Consider the following 19205-nt stretch of genomic DNA (forward strand, 5'->3'; position numbering starts at 1 on the left):
TGCCAATTTCGGTCAGCGTCTGCTGGGTTCCTTCCGGGAGCTTTATATCATCCTGAGTGATAACGGCCGGTCGAAGTAGATAGAAAGCAACGCGCTAACCGCTCTTCCTTCTTTTAGTTGCTTGTATTCAAAGGCCATATCCGTCTGACTCAACTCCTGCTTGGCAATGTCTAGGACAAAGCGTTTAAAGTCGGCGAAATTCTGGTACCGTTGCTCTAGATTTAAGGTCTTTTTTAAGGCGACTAGCTCCAGCTTTATGGTATCATGGTGAAAAGCCGCCGATTTAAGGAGCCAATAAAGCCGGTAGGAATAAAAACTCCGAAAACCAAGCAGTGTCTGGATTTCGGCAACCGTGAAATTCCCCTGGAGTTCCAGCAGGTAAGGCTTGACAAAATTATTAAACTGGGCAATCAGGTAACCAGAGCCTTCTTTATAACGGCACGTAGCCATCAGGGGATTACTAATAATTTCCCGGCGCCCCGTTTCATCCCGGGTTTCGACATGAATAACCCGGCTGGCAAGCCGAACGACCGCTTCCCGTACCTGGGAGTAAGACTTCCCTCCCACCTTCTCATCCGGATATAGCTCAGATACGGGAATTCGACACAGTACAAAATCCTTATCCTTTCGGTCAATGCGTCCCAGCAGGCATACAAATAGCCGTGATTCCAGTAGGGACATATCATACCTGGCCCGAATTAAATCATTGTGCTGGGCCACCATGCTATCCTGTCGAATCTGGCGCGTCGTTGCGCGCCGATCAGCTTCCAAAAATTCGGAATCGTTGCTGAATAGTTCCGTTTGGGAAATGGAAGTACTTGTCGATTTAGCCATGCAACAAGGGTCTTTTTACAAAGCTAAAAAAGAGACTTAGTTCACAAGCTTTCTTGCAGACACAGCAGTAGCCGACCTTAGAAAACCAGGGTATGGTCCGGTTTGGTTGAACTGCGAGTAAAAACCCGTCAATACGTTAAGTTTGGATATAGCCAGATCAACAAAAGCGTTAAAAGTCTTGAAAAACGAACTTATTCCCGGTCTGTTAACGGTACTTTTCTCGCAATTCAGCCTCGACGCCTGCTAAAAGCTTTATTTTGGATCCGTTTCCACTCATTTTAACGGTACTTCCCTCGTAATTCGATTAACTTGTTCCGGATTGACGGGAATCCACTCGCAATACAGCTGCAGTTCGGTATAGACGAGATACTGACCTTAACTCGCTGGTTGATTACCCAATAACCCCAGGCCCGTAGCGTTTCCGAAGCTAAATATTTCCCATGGTCGTGGTCAACCTAGTATTATTGGCTACTTCATACACAAAGAGCGCCCGTTAACGGTACTTTCCTCGTAAATACGGTAGTTCACTCATAGTTAACGGTAGATTCCTCGCACAAGCGGTAGATTCCTCGCAATTGACGGTAGATTCCTCGCAGATAAACGGTAGATTCCTCGCAATTGACGGTAGATTCCTCGCAGATAAACGGTAGATTCCTCGCAATTGACGGTACTTTCCTCATATTTACCCTCTTTAAATTACTGACTTTCAATAGGTTACGTCGAGCTTAATAATTAATATAGTAAATAAAATTAATGCCGGCCTAATTTTACTAATAGCCAGGTTGGTTTAACTTTTTTCTTAAAAAAAGGACGCTTTAGCGACTTTCCATTTGCCAATAGCTATGAATTATAAAATCTTCCGGGACGGTACTTTCCTCGCAATTAGACGGTCTAACTAGGCGTAATTGCTACGTAACTCTAAGCGTAATTAGCAATTTGTGGTCAGGATAACTTCAAAAACCAGATTGACCAGTACAGATACGCTGGTATGGAGCCGACAGTAAGCGGCTCTGGCCGGGGAGTCAACCAACTAAGACTGATTCGGTTCACAGGGCTATTTTAACCTCAGCGGGCAACCAGGTTCTGAACGATAAACAACCAGACGTCCTATCGCATATCTTGAAGAACGTCAGGGGGTGAACGGAAATCTTTTCCGGTTAGCTGATCTATATCTTCCTGACACGCTTCTTAACGAGGTATGAGTGCATAAAGGGTATACAACCGATCCGGAATGTAATGGCCTAACTTTTCATACACCGGCTATAGTTGGCGAAAACTTTTTTACCCTATTGTGTCGCAACAGATCACTCAGTCTATTAGCTACACACTTAAACTAAAGCTTGTCTAAATAATCAATTGATTATTTAGACAATTGATCAAAATATAGTCGATAAGCTTCTATGCTGATTTGCCGCATGGATTTCCCGGACTCGGCAGCATGTACTTTCAGCCGCTTAGCGAGATCGGCGGGGCCCCAAAACCCGCTGATCTTAACGTCGGCTTCTTCAGCAGATTTAGGTTTTTCAACGGGGCGCACTTCCTGAACAGGCGTTACGACGTTCGGTAGCTGTTTGATAAGGTCGCCCATTTTAGGACGGTCTTGTTTTGCCATTACTGTAACTGATTTAAAATGTCGGTTGCTAAATTCTGAATTTCATCTTTGGCTTTCTCATCGTCACTTTCAAAAACGCCTGCCGTCAGGGGTGATCGCGCATAACTCACGCGCTGGTGAATCATTGTGGGCAATACGGGCAAATCATATTCCTGTAAAGCTTCTTTTACCTCCGCGGTCAGACTCGTACGGGGCATCACCATGTTAAGGACAATGCCCGCTTTCAAATTCGGACGTCTCTTCATCGATTCCCGCAACAGCGCAATGGTAGCACGAATCGCCATTAGATCAAGGACAGCTGTTTTGGTTGGTACGAGTACGTAGTCAGATATGGCGAACAGGTCTGGTAGCCGACTGGTCAGGTAAGGCGGAGTGTCGATCACCAGTAAGTCATAGCCGCTCAGCTTACCTTCCAGTACGGTTTCGGGTGAAACAAGATCGATGCCCATTACGAGCCTGCCCAGGTTATTGATACTGCCCTGCAAATCGGTGTCGGTTACGGCGACGCGGGCACTGTCGGCAAAGCAGTAGGCTAAGTTAAGGGCCAGAGTCGTTTTGCCAACTCCCCCTTTCTGATGAGCAATAGTCAGAATTTTCATGAATCAAACATAGTGTTTATTTAAATATTTGTGCAAATATATTTTTGATCATTTTATTAAATGTATAAAAAATCAACACTTACCACAATACACTTTATATATAAAGGGTTATATTCGGTTCATGACGACTACGTTTCTACAAATATTGTCGATGAGTTCAGGTTTCCCCTGCTGTCATGTGAATCGAAGATGGTAAGCAAACGAGTAAAGGAAGAGGGCCAAACAAACGGGTAGCAACCGTTACTTATTTAGAACGTAGCTGTTACTGGATCTGAAAGTACCTGAGAATTCAAAACAGCCGGAAAGCAAATCAGAGAGTGACCAGACGAACAGGATTTTGTGTTGGATAGGGTATAGGAACCCTTTAAGTTGACATCCGACCGAATCTTTGGGATACCGGCATCCGGTGCTGGGCCAGCCTCATACGTTGAAACGGATTGGTTGGAAAATGATAGATAAGTCCGATCGCTATCTGCCTGCAGTAACACGTCCAAAACCAAACAGAGCAGGCACAGGCTAGGCCTGGGATCTGAACATCGATAGGGGAGGGGGGACCCGGAACTCGTTCCAATCCGGTTGTGTGCGTATTGGGCAAAGGATTTAAAAATAGATAAGTAAACGGTTTACAATATGCCTGGTCGAAGAATGCCAGTCTTTTCGTAGGGAATGATTTGCGTTCTCAGCTGATAGTCCATAAGAGATCGTCACTATAGCTTACCAACTAAATATATAGTTATGAGTAAGTCGATTGACGATTAGACAGATTGAAAGTGGTTAGGCCTTAAACCGACATTTATAGCACTTTAAGCTTGATACTGAAAATTATTCTGCCAGATACTGTTTATTATAGAGTATAATTTTGTTGATCAATTGATCAATTAGCCAAATAAATGTTTAATCAATTGATCAAAAGCGTGGCAGAAAAGCAACAGGAGTGGGGGCGATACACTCGAAGAGTGTCTGCTCATCAAGAAATAACCAGAGACATCAGGTATCGTCCTACCATTCTGACCGTACGAAGTAAATGAAAGTTAATCGGACACACACCTATAATCTTGATCGTCAATTTAAATTCTGTATTTCAGGCCTTACCAAGTAGCTCGGGTGAACTTAGAAATTCGCTAGATTGATGAAATACAAGGCTAGCCTTGTATTGGAAAGCCCTTCACTGAAGGGCATAACCAAACAAACAGGGCAAATTTCCGGCGGCCCGGACTTGATTTGCTTACAGAGTTTAGCTGGATGAATGGTTCAACCAGAAAGGTTCACGACCAAATCATCGGACGTTTTTCTGAACGGTAGTCGGGTTGACCCGTCCTGAAAAGCGTTGACCGTTTTTGCTATTTATTTACCCTTTTATTGACCCGTCTAAGTTAGTCCGGTTTTTCATTGACCACAAAGCTTTCTATCACTCGCTTGGTATAGTAGTTTTTCCACCTACGCTTCAGTTTCCCCTCCTGTTGGTGGGCTTGCTCAGGGACCAACATATCACAACTCAAGTGTGGCCGTTTATAGTTATACAAAACGACCGCTTGCTCAAGCACCACTCGGACTTGAGCAAGAGAATATACTGATTGGTGCGCTAAATACTCGTTCTTAATGATCCTATTGACCCGCTCAGCAATAGCGTTCTCTAGTGGATCGCCTGTCTCAGTCATACTGATCTGGACATCAAATGAGTCTAATAAGCCAATGTAGTCGGCACAACAATAATGAAGGCCACGGTCAGAATGGTGAATTAAGGTCTTGCCAATCTGAGGATTAATATGCTCAAGGGCCATCTGTAAAGCCACTTTAGAATGCACCGCGTGTAAACTCTTGGCTACTTCGCAGCCCATGATCCGTTTGGAATAAGCGTCGGTCACCAGAGAAATATACAGGCACTTGTAGTTTGTGAACCAATAGGTTATATCCGCGACCCACAATTGGTTGGGTCTTTCGACGACTAATTTCCTGGTCAAGTTGGGATATTTCCGGAACCGATGACCGGAGAAAGTAGTAGTCACCCGTCGTCTCCGCTTTCTGATTAGCAGACCGTTAGCGGCCAATAACTCAAAAAGTACATCCCGCCCCATCTTGATGCCTTTTTTAGTCATTCCCTCCTTGAGCAGATCGTGTAGCTTGCGCCCACCCATTTTGGGATGATCCCTCCGCAGTTTTTTGACCAGCTCAATTACTTCGGATTCGCTATCAACTTGACTAGCTTGTCGCTGCCAATATTGATAATAAGCTTGTCGTGAAAACCCAAGCCATCCTTCTAACTGCCGAATATGCAGCTTAGGATAATTCATGAGCATGAATCGGATGGCTTGGTAACGGACTTTTTTTCGATATCAACGCCTAGCTCCTGTTCGGCTACTTTAACGATGGTCGAATAATATAAGGCTTTGAATTTAGCCACTTCCAGTTCTTGTTCGAGGGCATGCACCTTGGCTCGTAATTCGTTTTGATCCTCACTCTGGGACGGCGAACGAGGGGCTGCCATTTTCTTTTGAACAGAAGATAGGTTTGATAGCTCAGAGGCTGTTTCTGGGTTTGTTTGCCCTTCTTTCTCTACCTTGTCAACCCAATGCCGTACCGTCTTTCGGTTGACATTGAATTGGACAGCGGCTTGGTCCATGTTGAGTTTGCCCAAGTGAATTTGTTGCACCATTTGGCGCATGGTGAGTTCATGCTCTTGCATGGGTGATAGTCTGAGTTGATCCATAAGTTAACCGGTTTGTGGTCAACTTTTATCAGGACAAGTCACATACAACGAAATGCTAGTCATATTTAACTTTTAACATCTATCTACCTACGATTGGGGATTTTATGATATATCGATATGGTTTTGTTCTACACAATATTAATTAGAATTAACCGGGAAAAATAAAGAATTGCTCCGTTTGACTAGATAGATTAGCCTCAGCCTGTGCTTGCCAGTAATCTGCATGTTGAATAACGTACAGTATCTATCTAATTTGATCACTGTGAGATATATCTTTCTCTTTCCAATCATTCTGTCATTCTTTTCGGTGGTAAATGCTCAGCCGGATCGCCAGACCGCCGTTAAACGCCTGTATATTGCCAACGACGACCATACCGATTATATGTGGACGGCCAATGAAGCGAAGTACGACACGGCATTTGTCCAGATGCTCGACTACTACTTACACCAGATCGATTCTACCAAAGGTAACCCGTCCGATTTTCAGGCACGCTTTAATTGCGATGGCAGTTACTGGCTTCGGGCTTACCAGAAATACCGCTCCCCGGCTCAGTTTAACCGGCTGATTGACGCTATTAAGTCGGGTCATATTAGCAGCCCGCTCAATACACTGGTTAACACATACGGCGCACAACCAACTGAGGCCGTGATTCGCGGAATGTATTATGCGGGTAGTCTGGAGCGAGCATATAAACTTCGGTTCAGGCTAGCGCAGACGATGGAGAACAATACCATCCCGCTGGGATTGAGCTCACTCTGGGCAGGTTCGGGAGCCAAATACAGCTACAAAGGAATAGGGGGTTATGGCAGTCAGATGACCTACGAGTACCGGGATAATCGACGGAACCAGTTGTACCGCTACGCCGGTCTGGATGGGTCGGGGGTGTTGATGAAATGGTATAATTACAACGAAAAAATAACCGCACCGCTCGGTGGGTATGCCGAATGTCGATTGTATCCGAAAAAAAGGCCTGCCAGTGTTAGTCAGACCGATGAAATCAGCCATGTCATTACCAAATTGGATGCTTTATGCGACACGGTCTCTGCTAAATCAGGGTATCCATTTAACGTAGCGGGGGCGTTTGGCTACGGCTGGGACGATCTGGAAACGTATGTGTCGAACCCGTTCATCCAGGCAGCCCAGAACGGCACCACTGTAAGCCGGAAAGTACGGGTTTCCAATGAAGAAGACTTTTTTGAAGATGTTGCCCGGAGCTACCCGACGCTGCCTTCCGAATCGGTGAGTTACGGTAACGAGTGGGATTTGTATTGTGCGTCGATGAACGAAACCACGGCTCAGGTGCGCCGTTCAACGGAAAAATTGCGTTCTGCCGAAGCCCTCGCTACGTTGGTTTCCCTGAAAACGCCTGGCTACACCAATCATCTGAGATCAGCTCGTGATCTGGCCTGGGAATCGTTGGGCATGTATTGGGAACACAACTGGACGGCCGATGGACCAGTTAAAAATACGGTGCGGGCACAGTGGCAAAATAAGATTCAGCAGCAGATCAGCAGCTACGTCGATACCCTCTTTTCGCTCTCCGCCAGAACGCTCGGTAGTCAACTAAAAAAAGCTGCCAATCCACGATTCTACGTATTCAATCCACTGAGCTGGACGCGTAGTGATATTGCCGATCTGGCCTATATGGGTCCATACCCGGTTCGAGTTATCGATGTTTCTACGAATAAAGAAGTTGCTAGTCAGTTGATTACCAAAGGAGAGAGCCAGTTTCTTCGAATTTACGCCGAAAACATTCCATTGGTTGGCTACAAAGTATTTGAAGTAAAGCCGGGTGTACCTGCTACGTTACCGGTAGCCGCCAGGGTGTCGGGTGAATACATCAGCAACGCCCGGTACCGCATCCGGCTCAGTCGGTCGGGGGCTATTACGGAAATTTACGACAACCGGGCTAAGCGGCAGTTAGTGAAGCCAATTGATGGCAAATACGTGAATGACCTGGGCGTAACGAATGTCAACGAAGGGAATCCCATTGTAGTTGAAAATGCGGGACCAGTGTCCGTTACGTTGAAAGCTGTTTCACCAGTTCCGGTACCGCATACGGTCCGGGTTACCGTATTTTCCGGAACACCCCGCATCGAAATAGAAGATAGTATTCAGGCCAATTTCAGGGATGTGAAAACCTGGGCGTTTTCGTTTAACCTTGATAAGCCAACGACCCACCACGAAGAATTGGGAGCTATTCTGACGGCCAGAAAAGAAACGCGCGGTGGACATTATGCCGCCCAGAATGCCCGGCTGGACTGGCAAACCTTCAATCACTTCGCCGACATGAGCGAGAAGAATTACGGGATCACCCTATCGAATATAGATTGCAGCTTTTTCAAGCTGGGCAAAAGTACCGTCGATTCGCTCTGGGAACAATCGTCGCAATTGAGTGCACTGGCGGGTGGCCAGGTCGATACCAAACGGGAGGACAAGGGCGTATTGGGCATTCCCGGTCAAAATGGACAAACCAGCTTTTTGTATAAATTTGCTTTAACGACACATTTGGCTGATTTTGAGCCGGTAACCGCCATGAAGTTCGCACTGGAACACCAGAATCCACTCGTTGCGGAGGCCATTACCGGGCAGGCTGATACGTATCCCGCCCAGACGTTTTCGTTGCTACATACCAGCGACCCCAATGTGGTGCTCTGGAGTCTGAAACCCAGTGAGGATGGAATCGGCGAGGGCCTGATGGCCCGATTCTGGAACGTAGCCAACAAATCAGCTACACCGACGCTGATCACTACCTTACCCATTCGGCAGGCTTGGCAAACGACGCATATCGAAACCAATGAACGGGTCTTGAAACCAGTCGGAAAGCAGTTGCCGATCAGATTTGCTCCGAATCAGTTGAATACATACCGGCTTCAACTCACTTACTGATACGTACTTGAAAACGCTCGCAATCGGCATCGACATTGGAGGGACCCGAACCAAAATCGGGTTGGTAAATCTGGACACCGGACAGGTGGAAGGCATACTGATTACCCCAACCGAAACCAAAGACGCTGATCAATTCTTGAAAACCATTGGCGAAGCGATCAGTCAGTTTAAACGCAAGGCGGCTACTGAACAGGCTATTCTGGTGGGAGTAGGAATGGGCGTACCGGGCTTTGTCTTTGCCGACGGAACCGTAGACTCTACGTATGGATTTCTGGAATTTATGGAAGATTATCCGCTGGCTGCTCATATTCAGCAACAGCACGATTTGCCTTGTTTGCTCGACAACGATGCGCGCGTTGTGGCCCTTGGCGAAGCGATTTACGGACAGGGGAGGGGCTTTGTTCGTATTCTGGTACTCACCCTGGGTACGGGTCTGGGCATTGGTTTTACGATCGACGGGAAGCTCGATGGACAACTGCCATTTGCTCATATGGGCGGCCACATGACCATTACCACCAACGATTTTGTCTGTTACTGTGGCAAAACGGGCTGCCTTGAATCGCTGGTTTCTGGAGCGGGAATTGGCCGAATTGCAGCCCGCCGGGGCTGGTTGCAGCAGTACCCGGAGATACCGCTGACTGCCGAGTCGATTTTTGCCCAAAAACATAGCGGGAACACGGTCGCCAAAGCGATAGTGGACGAGTACATCGACTACCTGAAAACCGGCATCGATAATTACATAAACCTCTACGCACCCGACGTCATTGTCTTGGGCGGAGGTATTGCCAAAGGACTCAGCAAAAACGAAACAGACCAATTGTACACGTCCAGTTTACTACGTCCCTACAAAGCCTATAAAACCACCGTTCTTATTTCGGAACTGGAAGAGCAGGCGGGTATTCTGGGCAGTGCTGCACTTTTTAAAGAGTGAAAGAGCGAATGAGCGAAAGAGCGGGCTGGCGCGTCAACAAGAATTAGATGCCATCCATGCACACTTTCACTCTTTCATTCTTTCGCACTTTCGCTCATTCAATTTGTATGAAACACTGGATTTTATATTCGATTGCGGCCGCTTTTTTCTGGGGAACCTGGGGGTAGTAGCCAAGCTGATTTCCGATGATGTCAGTCCATTTACGAATCACCTCCTGTTTAGCGTAGGCATGCTTCTGACCCTGCCGCTGGTGATCAAAAAAGTCAAAACCGTAACCCCCGACCGACGGGGTATCGTATGGGGACTGGTGGCGGGTGTGCTGGCCGTAACGGGGAATGTAGCCGTCTATCAGGCCTTTACGGCGGGTGGACTTGCCGCTATCGTGATTCCGGTAACAAATCTGTATCCACTCGTCACCATCGGGATAGCCTTGCTGGTTTTCAAGGAAAAGCTGAACTGGATCAACGCTATTGGGATACTGCTGGCTATCCCCGCCGTGGTCATGCTTTCGGGCGAATCGCTGTTGTTCGACAACCCAGCCGCTTTTTTTCAGACTATTGGCCTGCGTCCGTGGCTGCTGTATTCGCTGGTGGCGTTGTTTTTCTGGGGGTATTTAGTGCAGCCCAGAAAGAGACAACTAACTATATTTCAGCCGAATGGTCGTATGTGAGCTTTATCGTTTCGTCAGTACTGATTGCCCTCGTGTTTGTTATCGCTGGCTGGGCTGACTTTGCTATGTCCACGAAAACAGTGGTACTCGGTTCGTTGGCAGGTATGCTCAATGGCCTTGGCGTACTGGCTAGTTTTGCGGCCTACAGCGCCGAAGGAAAAGCATCCAAAGTGACTACAATTGCTGGTGCCTTACAACCCGTTTTTACGATCGTACTGGCGATACTTTTCCTGAACGAGAGCCTTTCCCTGATCGAATCGCTGGGTATTGCACTGGCTATTGTCGGCGCATTGACCTTATCCTATGAGAAACCGGTCTCTACAAAACAAAACCCTTATGAACCCAATCCTAACCGAGATTCTGGAAATTCTCGCCCGGGCGAACGACGTACTGAACAGCCCGGTTGACGCTTTGCCGCTGAATGTACCCTACCTGGGCATGGGCTCGTCGTATTTTGCTCCGCTGGCGTTCAAGTACATGGGCCTGCCTATTTTTCCCGAACTGGCTTCGGAGTATGTGTATTACCTGGCCAAAGGCAAAAAAGCCCCGCTGGCGGTCATCTTATCGCAGTCGGGCCGGAGCAGTGAAGCGCTCTGGTGCCGCGAGCTATTCGATCAATACGTAGCTGTCTCTAATTACACGGGCAGCGCCTTATGCACCGCGCCGAATGTAGCTCAGGTACTGCCCATCAGGGCGGGGGAGGAGCACTATTCGTCGTCGAAAACCTACGTCAATACGTTGGTCGCCTTGTTTAAAGGCTTTGGTTTCTCACCCGATGCATCCATTGCGTTGCTTACTGACCGATTTGAGTACTATCGCAAACTGGGCGAACAACTGGCCAACGACGTACTCGCGGTGCTGAACCAGCACAAAATACACGGCATGTACATTACCGGCAGCGGACCCAATATTGCTACAGCCTACGAAGCTGCCCTGATTTTGAGCGAAAGCACGAAGCTGAATTTTCATGGACTGCCCATGGCGCAGTACGATCACGGCCCGAAGGAAACCGCTAAAGACAGTATCGTCATTCAAGTTCTGGCGAAAGGGGAAGCCTACGAACGAACGCTACGTTTGTCGGACATGATTGCGAAGGCGGGCGCGCATGTGTTCACGGTCGAAACCGTCGAGAGCGACGAAAATTTTTCGGTACTCCACAACATCATTCCATTCAATTTTATGGCCTACTACCTGGCCGAAAAACTGAACATCGGCGAAACGTTTGTGGTCGGAGGGAAAGTGACAGAAGCGAATTGATGGAGGTTAAACACAGAGAGGCAGAGATGACACAGAGGTCATAGAGTTTTGGTTCTCTTTTCTGTGATCTCTGTATAACCTTCGTTTCTCTGTGTTTAAAAACAAGTGTTCATCCAGGTATGAAAGCAGCTATTTTAACCACCCTTCTTCTGGTAACCTCGGTTTTTAGTCTTCACGCTCAGCCGGTGAAGCGTATTTACCTGGCCAACGACGATCACACCGATTATATGTGGACAGGTACCGAAGCGCAGTATGATTCGGCTTTTGTCAGGATGCTGGATTACTACATCCATCAGATTGATTCAACGAAAAATAATGCGCCCGATTTTCAATCCCGCTGGAATTGTGATGGCAGTTACTGGCTGAGAACGTATCAGAAATTCCGCACACCCGCGCAGTTCGACCGGTTGATGGGATATATCAGGTCGGGCCATATCAGCAGCCCGTTGAATTCACTGGTCAGTACGTATGGCGGGCAACCCACCGAGGCCGTACTGCGGGGTATGTACTATGCCGGTAGTCTCGAACGGCAGTATAATTTACGCTTCCCGATGGCGGTATGTATGGAGAACCAGACCCTGCCGCTGGGTCTGAGTTCACTTTGGGCCGGTTCGGGGGCAAGCTATAGCTGGCGGGGCGTGTGTGCCTGTGCGTCCCGAATCCAGAACCGGTTGAGCGTACGAAAGCATCAGTTGTATCGGTACATGGGATTCGATAAGCGGAGTGTGCTGATGAAATGGTACAACCGTTATCCAACCTCCGTCGATATTGGCGGTTATGCTGAGGCACGTACTGAAAAAAAAGTTAAAAACCCTCTTTCCGACGTTATAAGCCGTGTTTCGGTGCTGGAAGCCATGTGCGACACCCTCTCGCCCAACTCGGCCTATCCCTACAACGTAGCGGGGGCGTTTGGCTATGGTTGGGATGATCTGGAAACCTATAATTCGCCCGTTTTTACCACCGCAGCACAGCAAACAACAACTCCATTCCGAAAAGTCCGTGTATCGAATGAGGTCGATTTTTTTCAGGACATCGAGCGAACGTACAAAAACATACCTGCCCAATCCGTTTCGTTTGGCAACGAGTGGGATTTATATCCGGCATCAATGAACGAAACCACGGCGCAGGTACGCCGTTCGACGGAGAAACTCCGTACTGCCGAAGCGCTTGCTACCTTGGTTTCGCTGAAAGACAGCACGTTCGCTACCGACCTGACAGCCACCCGAAAGCTGGCCTGGGATGCGTATGGGCTCTATTGGGAACACGACTGGACGGCCGATGGCCCTGTTTCGCGGAAAGAGCGAGCCGATTGGCAAACCAAACTCCAGCGACAAATTACAGGCTATGTCGATACGCTCTACAGTCGCTCGATCCGCTCGTTGGGTCGGCACCTCAGCGCGGCCAGTCTGCCCCGGTTCTACGTGTTCAATGCCCTGAGTTGGGTACGTAGCGACGTAGCGGATTTTCCGTTTGCCGGAACGACCCCAGTGACGGTAGTCGATCTGTCGACCAATAAAGAAGTGGCCAGTCAGGTCATTCGCCAGGGTGGTGTTCAATACGTGCGCATCTGGGCTGAAAATATTCCGTCGGTGGGCTATACCGTTTTTGAGATCCGGCCGGGAAAGCCAACCCCAAAACCACGGGCGGCACAGGTAACGGATGGGGACGTACCGGCGGGCCAGACGGATCGAAGTTTATTCAGAATCAATATTACCGGCTTCGGCTCCATAAATCAGGCGTTATCAGTGATCTGGTGGACTTGCGGGCGGCCAATCGAAAATTGATTCAGTCGATAGATGGCCGGTTGTTCAATGATCTGGGAACGGTTAACCCGGATACCGGAAATCCAATTGTTATTGAAAATGAAGGCCCTGTATCCGTTTCGCTCAAGGCCGTTTCCAATGACCCAATTGCGCATACAGTTCGGGTAACCTTATTTAAGAATAGCCGCACCGCGGGATCGCCCCGCATCGACATTGAGGATAGCATCCAGGCTAACTTCAGCGATGTGAAAACGTGGTCGTTTTCGCTGAATCTCAAAAAGCCAACGGCCCGCCATGAAGAACTGGGAGCCATTCTGACGGCCAGAAAAGAAACGCGTGGTGGACATTATGCCGCACAAAACGCCCGCTACGACTGGCTGACGTTCAATCACTTCGCTGATCTTAGTGAGCCAGGCTATGGCGTAACGCTGTCTAATCAGGATTGCAGTTTTTTTAAATTAGGACAAAGTACTGCCGACTCGCTCTGGGAGCAATCGCCCCAACTGAACGCATTGGCTGGTGGTCAGGTCGACGGTGAGAATCTAGGGATTCTGAAGCAAAACGGGGCAACAGCTTTTCGGTACCACTTTGCGTTAGCGACCCACACATCATCGTTCGATGCCCTGTCGGCTATGCGGTTCTCACTGGAACATCAGAACCCGCTGGTAACGGGCGCCGTGACAGGTTCAGTAGATACGTACCCGGCGAAGACGTTTTCATTCCTGAATCTTTCTGACAGGAACGTAGTACTCTGGAGCCTGAAGCCCAGTGAGGAAGGGATCAATCAGGGGCTGATTGCCCGATTCTGGAACTTGACGAATACCGCCCTTACACCAACCATCCGGTTGACTAAACCCATGAGCCGGGCCTGGCAAACGACGCATATCGAAACCAACGAACGTGCGCTAAGGCCGATCAAAGGCGGGCTAAACGTACAGTTTGCTCCCAGCCAACTCAAAACGTACCTTATTCGGGTTAAGTTGTAAAAAGCAGAACAAGACTATAGTGTTCTATGGCTCTGGCTATGAAATAGACGCTGATGTTGCCAGAATGTCAGAAATTTCTGGAAAGGCATCAAATCTATCTACCTATTTCATTTGCAACTTTTGCCTGTCTGAATACACTAAATCACAGCAGTAGCTTACCGACATATGTTTGACAGCCTGAAAAACAGCCTGCTTCCCTGCATCAGAAGTACGACTACGGCTTTTGGCTCAATGTCTACTTCTACTACGATTTGCTTGAGATTTCTTCAAAGACCAGAACAACGTAGACAAAACCTACTACTCTTCAATTGAGCCAGATGAATTGATAATGCGACAAAATTCATCCGTAACTGACCGACTTAGTTGTCAAGCAAGATAAATAGCCGGGGTTATTTCGGTAATTAACCGTGAATAACACCATGGCTTAAGTACTCAAAAAATCAACGCCACTTTGCCCTGCGTCCGGCGTGATTCCATGTCCCGGTGTGCCGTTAGTACGTCGGCAAAGGGGTACGTTTCTACCAGCAGTTTGAGCTTACCTGCCTGGTAAGCACTAAACAATTCGCCTGCATACTCACCGAATTTTGCCACATCCGCAAAGAGCGTGTAGCCCCTTACCGACTGTCTTTGTCCAACAAGTTGCTGCCCGGCCAACATGGTCGGTTCACCACTGGCCGAACCAAAAATCACACCGGTTCCACCTACTCCCAGGGCTTTCAATGCATCTGAGCCAACTTTCCCGCCGACTGCATCAAACGTAACTGACACACCCTTGCCGTCGGTTGCATCAAGAACCTGCTGTACCCAGTCGGCATCGGCGCGGTCAGCGTTCCGGTAGCTTACAACGGCATCGGCACCCAGTTCCAGAACCTGCGTTTTTTTTCTTCACTGCCCACCGCGGCAATAACACGCTTACCCTGCTTTTTGGCTAGCTGGACCAACACTGAGCCAACACCACCGGCTGCGGCCAGCATCAACACCGATTCGTACTGACCCGTGTGAAGCAAACCCACCGCCGTCATTCCCTGTACCAGCAGGGCCGTTGCTTCGGCATCACCCAATCCATCGGGTAGAGGAATCGCCTGTTCGGCTTTGGCAATGGCATATTCGGCGTAACCTCCATTCGGGATCATGGCCATCACACGCTGGCCAGGCTGGAGATTCGTGACACCCTCGCCAAGGGTATCAACAACACCTGCTGCTTCGTAACCTGCAATGAACGGCAAGGTAACCGGATAGGGGTAGGTGCCTTTCCGTTGCAATACATCGGCATAATTGACACCGGCTGCGGCTACCTTAATCAGGATCTCACCCGCCTGGGGCCGGGGTGTTGGTACGTCTACAAACTGTAACACATCGGCCTCGCCGTGTTCAGAAAATTGAATCGCTTTCATGGGATTAGTTTATTGAATTGAAACTATTTTTGTTACATTTAAGGGCAAAGTTTTATTGAGTTTGGTCTGTCTCCAGACGACCCAATGACGTACTCAACACACCATCAATGGAATAGTGCGCCAAATCGTTTTTGAGTGCGGCAAGGGATTGTGCGAAAATTGGATGCAAGGTCTGCTGGATACTGTTGGCTATGGGGCTGCAGCCGGGGCGGTTATCGCGGTGAGCCAGCGCAAAGAAATCAACCCTGTCGCCCTCAACAGCCAGGAACACATCGAGCAGAGAAATAGCTGTAGCGGACTTTGCCAGTTGATAACCCCCCACTTTACCACGGATCGAGATAACCAGATCAGCCTCTTTTAGCTGCCCTAGTAATCGTCTGATAATAACTGGGTTTGTATTCAAAACGCCGGCAATTTCGTCGGAAGTAACTCGCTTGAGGCCATTTTCTGCATAGTTCACAAAGGACACAATATGATCACCTGACGCACCCGAATTGCCAGGGTACGCTAGATACGTCATAATGTGAATCGCTGTCAGGAAATTGCCGCTCATTGGAAAGTGCTTGGTTGGTAGGAAATGATATTGTAATAAAAATAGTTTCAATTAGTCAGAATTAATTTATCCGGCTTCGGCATGCTTAAACCACGGCCCACACATACTGAACCAGTTCGGTGAATAAAGACCTGACCGGGCCATTCGGTTTACCCCCGATTTACGAACGTTTCGCCCCTGGAATACCGACGTTTCGCCCCCGAACCGCTTTTGCTGCGCTTGTTCTTTCGCCAGTTTTGATTCGGCAATAAGAAAAATAACGCTAACGAAACATAGGAAGATCATGAAAACTATCCCAATCACGTTCATCGCTTTACTAGCATTCAGTTTGTCGGTTTCCGCTCAAAATCAACCTTCCCGCCGGACCGGCTTTCCGTATTCCAACCGCTTTACGCTGGGTGGAGGTATTAGCCAGCTTTTACTGGGCGGCTATAATGTTCAGGCTGAATACACCACGAAACGGATGGTCTTCGATTACTCGCATGGCTTCAATATTGGCCTGTCGGGTAGTGCAGCTTCACTGGTCGCCCAGGATCAGAAGCTCAACGAAACACTAACCTCCTCGCTGGGCATTGGGATTGGTTATCGCATTACGCCCACGTTTGATATTCGGTTTGAACCGAAGCTGCATTATTACGAAGTAAATTACAACGGACAGGCGGAGGCTGGCAGCACCCTACTGACTAAATACAAGACCGTTACGCTTGGGGTAGGTGCCTACTACCGCTACTATCCATTTCTCCGACAGAATAATGCGCTGGCGGGCATCCTGATTATGCCAAGCGTTCGGTTCTGGCCCAATATCTGGAGTTCACTGGACAACAATAAACTAACCTACGTCAGCAAAGCGACGAACCGAACGGAAACGTATAAAGCGGCTTCGCAGGGGTTTCCGGGTACGAACGGGCTGCTGGCCAACGTAACGATTGGCTACACCTTTGGCTTTCGTAAAAACTAATCAGTATGGTAGAAAATCGTATCTTTCAGTGCCCTCGTATTCCGGTTCTTTCCGGCAAAAATCAATGGAAGCAACACCCTATACATTAAATGACGGTAAATTCCGGCTGGTTGGTATACCGCTCTTTAGTATAGTGGTTCCGGCTATTCAGCACTTCGATGATTTTCGGCAGCTCAACACTACATTTGGTATCTATCTGCTCATTTCTGTCTGCACTACGCTGACACTGTGGGAAGGAAATCGGTTAATTATTGTACAGGCCCGTCGTGCTTTTCCAACGTACAGCCAGACAACCCGGCGGCTACTAACCGAAGCGGTTATTGGCCTGTTATATACGCTGGTGGCCACGTTTCTGCTGGATCAGATCTTGTGTAAGGCCATTCTTCATCACGATGAATTGTTTATTGGATTTCGTATGAGCCTGATTCCTACGGTATTGGTGTATCTGATCTACGAAGCCATTTATTTTTTCGAGGCCTGGAAATTGAACGTTCGAAAGACAGAGTCGCTCGCTCGTGAAAGTGTACAGTCGCAACTGGAGGTGCTGAAAAATCAACTCGATCCGCATTTCCTGTTCAACAGCATGAACACGCTGGCCGCCCTGATCGATGATGAGAACATCGACGCACAGCAGTACCTCGAACGCTTGTCGGATGTGTACCGCTACGTACTGGTCAGCCGCAGCAAGAATACAGTGCCCCTGGAAGAAGAAATCGCTTTTCTGGATGCCTATGTGTACCTCAACAAAATTCGGTTTCGGGATAATCTGCAAGTCGAAAAGCAGCTTTCGCCGGAAGCCTATCGGCAGTACGTTACGCCCCTGAGTTTGCAGATGCTCATCGAGAATGCCATCAAGCACAACGTTGTTTCGAAAGAAAACCCGCTGAAAATCAGGATTCAACAGGAGGGAAACCAGTACCTCGTCATTGAAAATAATATTCAGGAGAAAACCATTCTCCGGAACTCCAACCGGGAAGAGTCGACGCGGGTAGGTTTGCAGAACATCATCAACCGATATAGTCTGCTCACCGACCGGCAGGTGGAGATCATCCGAACCGGCGGCCTGTTTACCGTTAAGATTCCGCTCTTACTGAATTAGCGAAAGATTGAAAGAGCGAATGAGTGAATGAAAACCCCAGCGTCTACTATTCACAAATCATTCTTTCACTCCTTCGCTCATTCACTCAATCACTCCTTCGCTCATTGAACAAATGAAAGCCCTGATCATCGAAGACGAATATCCGGCCGCCGAACGGCTCGAAAAACTGATCCGCAAGCTGGATTTCCGTGTCGAGATTGTGGGCGTACTGGATAGCGTTGCCTCGGCGAAACGATGGTTTGCTGCAGGTCAGACCGTGGAGTTGATTCTGGCGGATATTCAGCTTTCCGACGGCTTAAGTTTCGAGATTTTTGAGGCTTTCCCGGCGCATAGCCCCATCATTTTCACGACTTCCTACGATGAATTCGCCATCAAAGCATTTCGGGTCAAAAGCATCGACTATCTGCTGAAACCGATCAAACTGCCTGAACTGGCCGCGGCTATCCAGAAATATGAAACGCTGAAGCAGGAGTTTTCGCCCCAGGCCTACGCCAAAAAAGTAGAATCGTTCCTCGACAGCCTGGAAATGAGCCGCCGAACGCACAAAACCCGCTTTCTGGTGAAAAACGGGGAGCAGCTTATTCCGATTTCGCAGGAGCAGGTGGCGTATTTCTACACAGCGAATGAGCTGGCTTGCCTGGTCGGTCGCGATGGGCGGCAGTACCTTGTGGATTACACGCTGGAGGAACTGGAAACGCTCGTCGACCCGCTTCAGTTCTTTCGGCTGAACCGGCAGTTCATCGCGCAGGTGACGGCTATCCAGAAAATTCATACCTATTTCAACGGCAAGCTCAAGGTTGACCTGAGGCCTGAAACACCGCAGGACGTACTCGTCAGCCGGGAGAAAGCGCCCGCGTTCAAAGCCTGGTTAGACGGGTAAAATAACACCTAACTCCCTAACAATGTGCAATCACCAAACAGGCCTTCAATCGGCTTGCGGTTTCCGCTTGTG

Annotated in this window: 19 protein-coding genes; 10 read left to right on the forward strand and 9 right to left on the reverse strand. The window is 48.5% G+C overall.

Going from position 1 to position 19205, the window contains the following annotated elements:
• Window positions 1-42: 42 nt before the first annotated feature.
• The 5 genes from LN737_RS32185 to LN737_RS32205 all read right to left on the reverse strand — a co-directional run bounded on the left by LN737_RS32185 (window position 43) and on the right by LN737_RS32205 (window position 5752).
• Window positions 43-834 carry a replication initiation protein gene (locus LN737_RS32185; protein WP_231780369.1) on the reverse strand — a complete coding sequence of 264 codons (792 nt, stop codon included), beginning with the start codon at window positions 832-834 and terminating at the stop codon, window positions 43-45.
• Window positions 835-2194: 1360 nt separating this feature from the next.
• Complete coding sequence (locus LN737_RS32190; RefSeq protein WP_231780370.1) at window positions 2195-2446, reverse strand: hypothetical protein; 252 nt, start codon at window positions 2444-2446, stop codon at window positions 2195-2197.
• Window positions 2446-3045, reverse strand: coding sequence for a ParA family protein (locus LN737_RS32195; RefSeq protein ID WP_231780371.1), 600 nt, complete (start codon window positions 3043-3045; stop codon window positions 2446-2448). The genes LN737_RS32190 and LN737_RS32195 overlap by 1 nt, the downstream gene beginning before the upstream one ends.
• 1373 nt (window positions 3046-4418) lie before the next feature.
• Window positions 4419-5336 (reverse strand): IS3 family transposase, encoded by a 918-nt coding sequence (locus tag LN737_RS32200; protein WP_405520859.1) that lies wholly within the window; start codon window positions 5334-5336, stop codon window positions 4419-4421.
• Entirely contained in the window at window positions 5333-5752 is a 420-nt protein-coding gene (locus LN737_RS32205; RefSeq protein WP_231780373.1) for a helix-turn-helix domain-containing protein, read from the reverse strand. The genes LN737_RS32200 and LN737_RS32205 overlap by 4 nt, the downstream gene beginning before the upstream one ends.
• A gap of 262 nt (window positions 5753-6014) precedes the next feature.
• On the opposite strand from LN737_RS32205, the gene LN737_RS32210 reads away from it, so the two are divergent.
• From LN737_RS32210 to LN737_RS32240, 7 genes are all read left to right on the forward strand, one after another.
• Window positions 6015-8642, forward strand: a complete 2628-nt coding sequence (locus LN737_RS32210; protein WP_405520861.1) for a glycosyl hydrolase-related protein — start codon at window positions 6015-6017, stop codon at window positions 8640-8642.
• Window positions 8643-8649: 7 nt separating this feature from the next.
• Window positions 8650-9573, forward strand: a complete 924-nt coding sequence (locus LN737_RS32215) for an ROK family protein (protein WP_231780375.1) — start codon at window positions 8650-8652, stop codon at window positions 9571-9573.
• 103 nt (window positions 9574-9676) lie between these two features.
• Window positions 9677-10243 carry an EamA family transporter gene (locus LN737_RS32220; RefSeq protein WP_405520864.1) on the forward strand — a complete coding sequence of 189 codons (567 nt, stop codon included), beginning with the start codon at window positions 9677-9679 and terminating at the stop codon, window positions 10241-10243.
• On the forward strand, window positions 10144-10650 hold the full coding sequence (locus LN737_RS32225; protein WP_231780377.1) for an EamA family transporter: 507 nt from the start codon (window positions 10144-10146) through the stop codon (window positions 10648-10650). Before LN737_RS32220 ends, LN737_RS32225 begins: the two co-directional genes overlap by 100 nt.
• Window positions 10580-11500 (forward strand): SIS domain-containing protein, encoded by a 921-nt coding sequence (locus LN737_RS32230; RefSeq protein ID WP_231780378.1) that lies wholly within the window; start codon window positions 10580-10582, stop codon window positions 11498-11500. The genes LN737_RS32225 and LN737_RS32230 overlap by 71 nt, the downstream gene beginning before the upstream one ends.
• 119 nt (window positions 11501-11619) lie before the next feature.
• On the forward strand, window positions 11620-13284 hold the full coding sequence (locus tag LN737_RS32235; protein ID WP_231780379.1) for a hypothetical protein: 1665 nt from the start codon (window positions 11620-11622) through the stop codon (window positions 13282-13284).
• A complete protein-coding gene (locus LN737_RS32240) occupies window positions 13281-14249 on the forward strand; it encodes a glycosyl hydrolase-related protein (RefSeq protein ID WP_405520867.1) in 969 nt (322 codons plus the stop codon). Before LN737_RS32235 ends, LN737_RS32240 begins: the two co-directional genes overlap by 4 nt.
• Before the next feature lie 432 nt (window positions 14250-14681).
• On the opposite strand, the gene LN737_RS32245 is transcribed toward LN737_RS32240, so the two are convergent.
• The 4 genes from LN737_RS32245 to LN737_RS32260 form a co-directional block, all read right to left on the reverse strand.
• Window positions 14682-15116 carry a zinc-binding dehydrogenase gene (locus tag LN737_RS32245; RefSeq protein WP_370636606.1) on the reverse strand — a complete coding sequence of 145 codons (435 nt, stop codon included), beginning with the start codon at window positions 15114-15116 and terminating at the stop codon, window positions 14682-14684.
• Complete coding sequence (locus LN737_RS32250) at window positions 15089-15643, reverse strand: alcohol dehydrogenase catalytic domain-containing protein (protein ID WP_231780381.1); 555 nt, start codon at window positions 15641-15643, stop codon at window positions 15089-15091. The genes LN737_RS32245 and LN737_RS32250 overlap by 28 nt, the downstream gene beginning before the upstream one ends.
• Window positions 15644-15695: 52 nt before the next feature.
• Window positions 15696-16196, reverse strand: a complete 501-nt coding sequence (locus LN737_RS32255; RefSeq protein ID WP_231780382.1) for an Rrf2 family transcriptional regulator — start codon at window positions 16194-16196, stop codon at window positions 15696-15698.
• 66 nt (window positions 16197-16262) lie between these two features.
• Complete coding sequence (locus tag LN737_RS32260; RefSeq protein WP_405520869.1) at window positions 16263-16481, reverse strand: hypothetical protein; 219 nt, start codon at window positions 16479-16481, stop codon at window positions 16263-16265.
• On the opposite strand from LN737_RS32260, the gene LN737_RS32265 reads away from it, so the two are divergent.
• From LN737_RS32265 to LN737_RS32275, 3 genes are all read left to right on the forward strand, one after another.
• The gene (locus LN737_RS32265) at window positions 16480-17154 is read left to right on the forward strand and encodes a hypothetical protein (protein ID WP_231780383.1); all 675 of its coding nucleotides are present in this window, start codon (window positions 16480-16482) and stop codon (window positions 17152-17154) included. The genes LN737_RS32260 and LN737_RS32265 overlap by 2 nt on opposite strands.
• Window positions 17155-17218: 64 nt before the next feature.
• Window positions 17219-18253 (forward strand): sensor histidine kinase, encoded by a 1035-nt coding sequence (locus LN737_RS32270; protein WP_231780384.1) that lies wholly within the window; start codon window positions 17219-17221, stop codon window positions 18251-18253.
• Window positions 18254-18365: 112 nt separating this feature from the next.
• Window positions 18366-19133, forward strand: coding sequence for a LytTR family DNA-binding domain-containing protein (locus tag LN737_RS32275; protein ID WP_231780385.1), 768 nt, complete (start codon window positions 18366-18368; stop codon window positions 19131-19133).
• Window positions 19134-19205: the final 72 nt, after the last annotated feature.

It is taken from the genome of Spirosoma sp. KNUC1025 (genome assembly GCF_045160025.1).
Classification (GTDB): domain Bacteria; phylum Bacteroidota; class Bacteroidia; order Cytophagales; family Spirosomataceae; genus Spirosoma.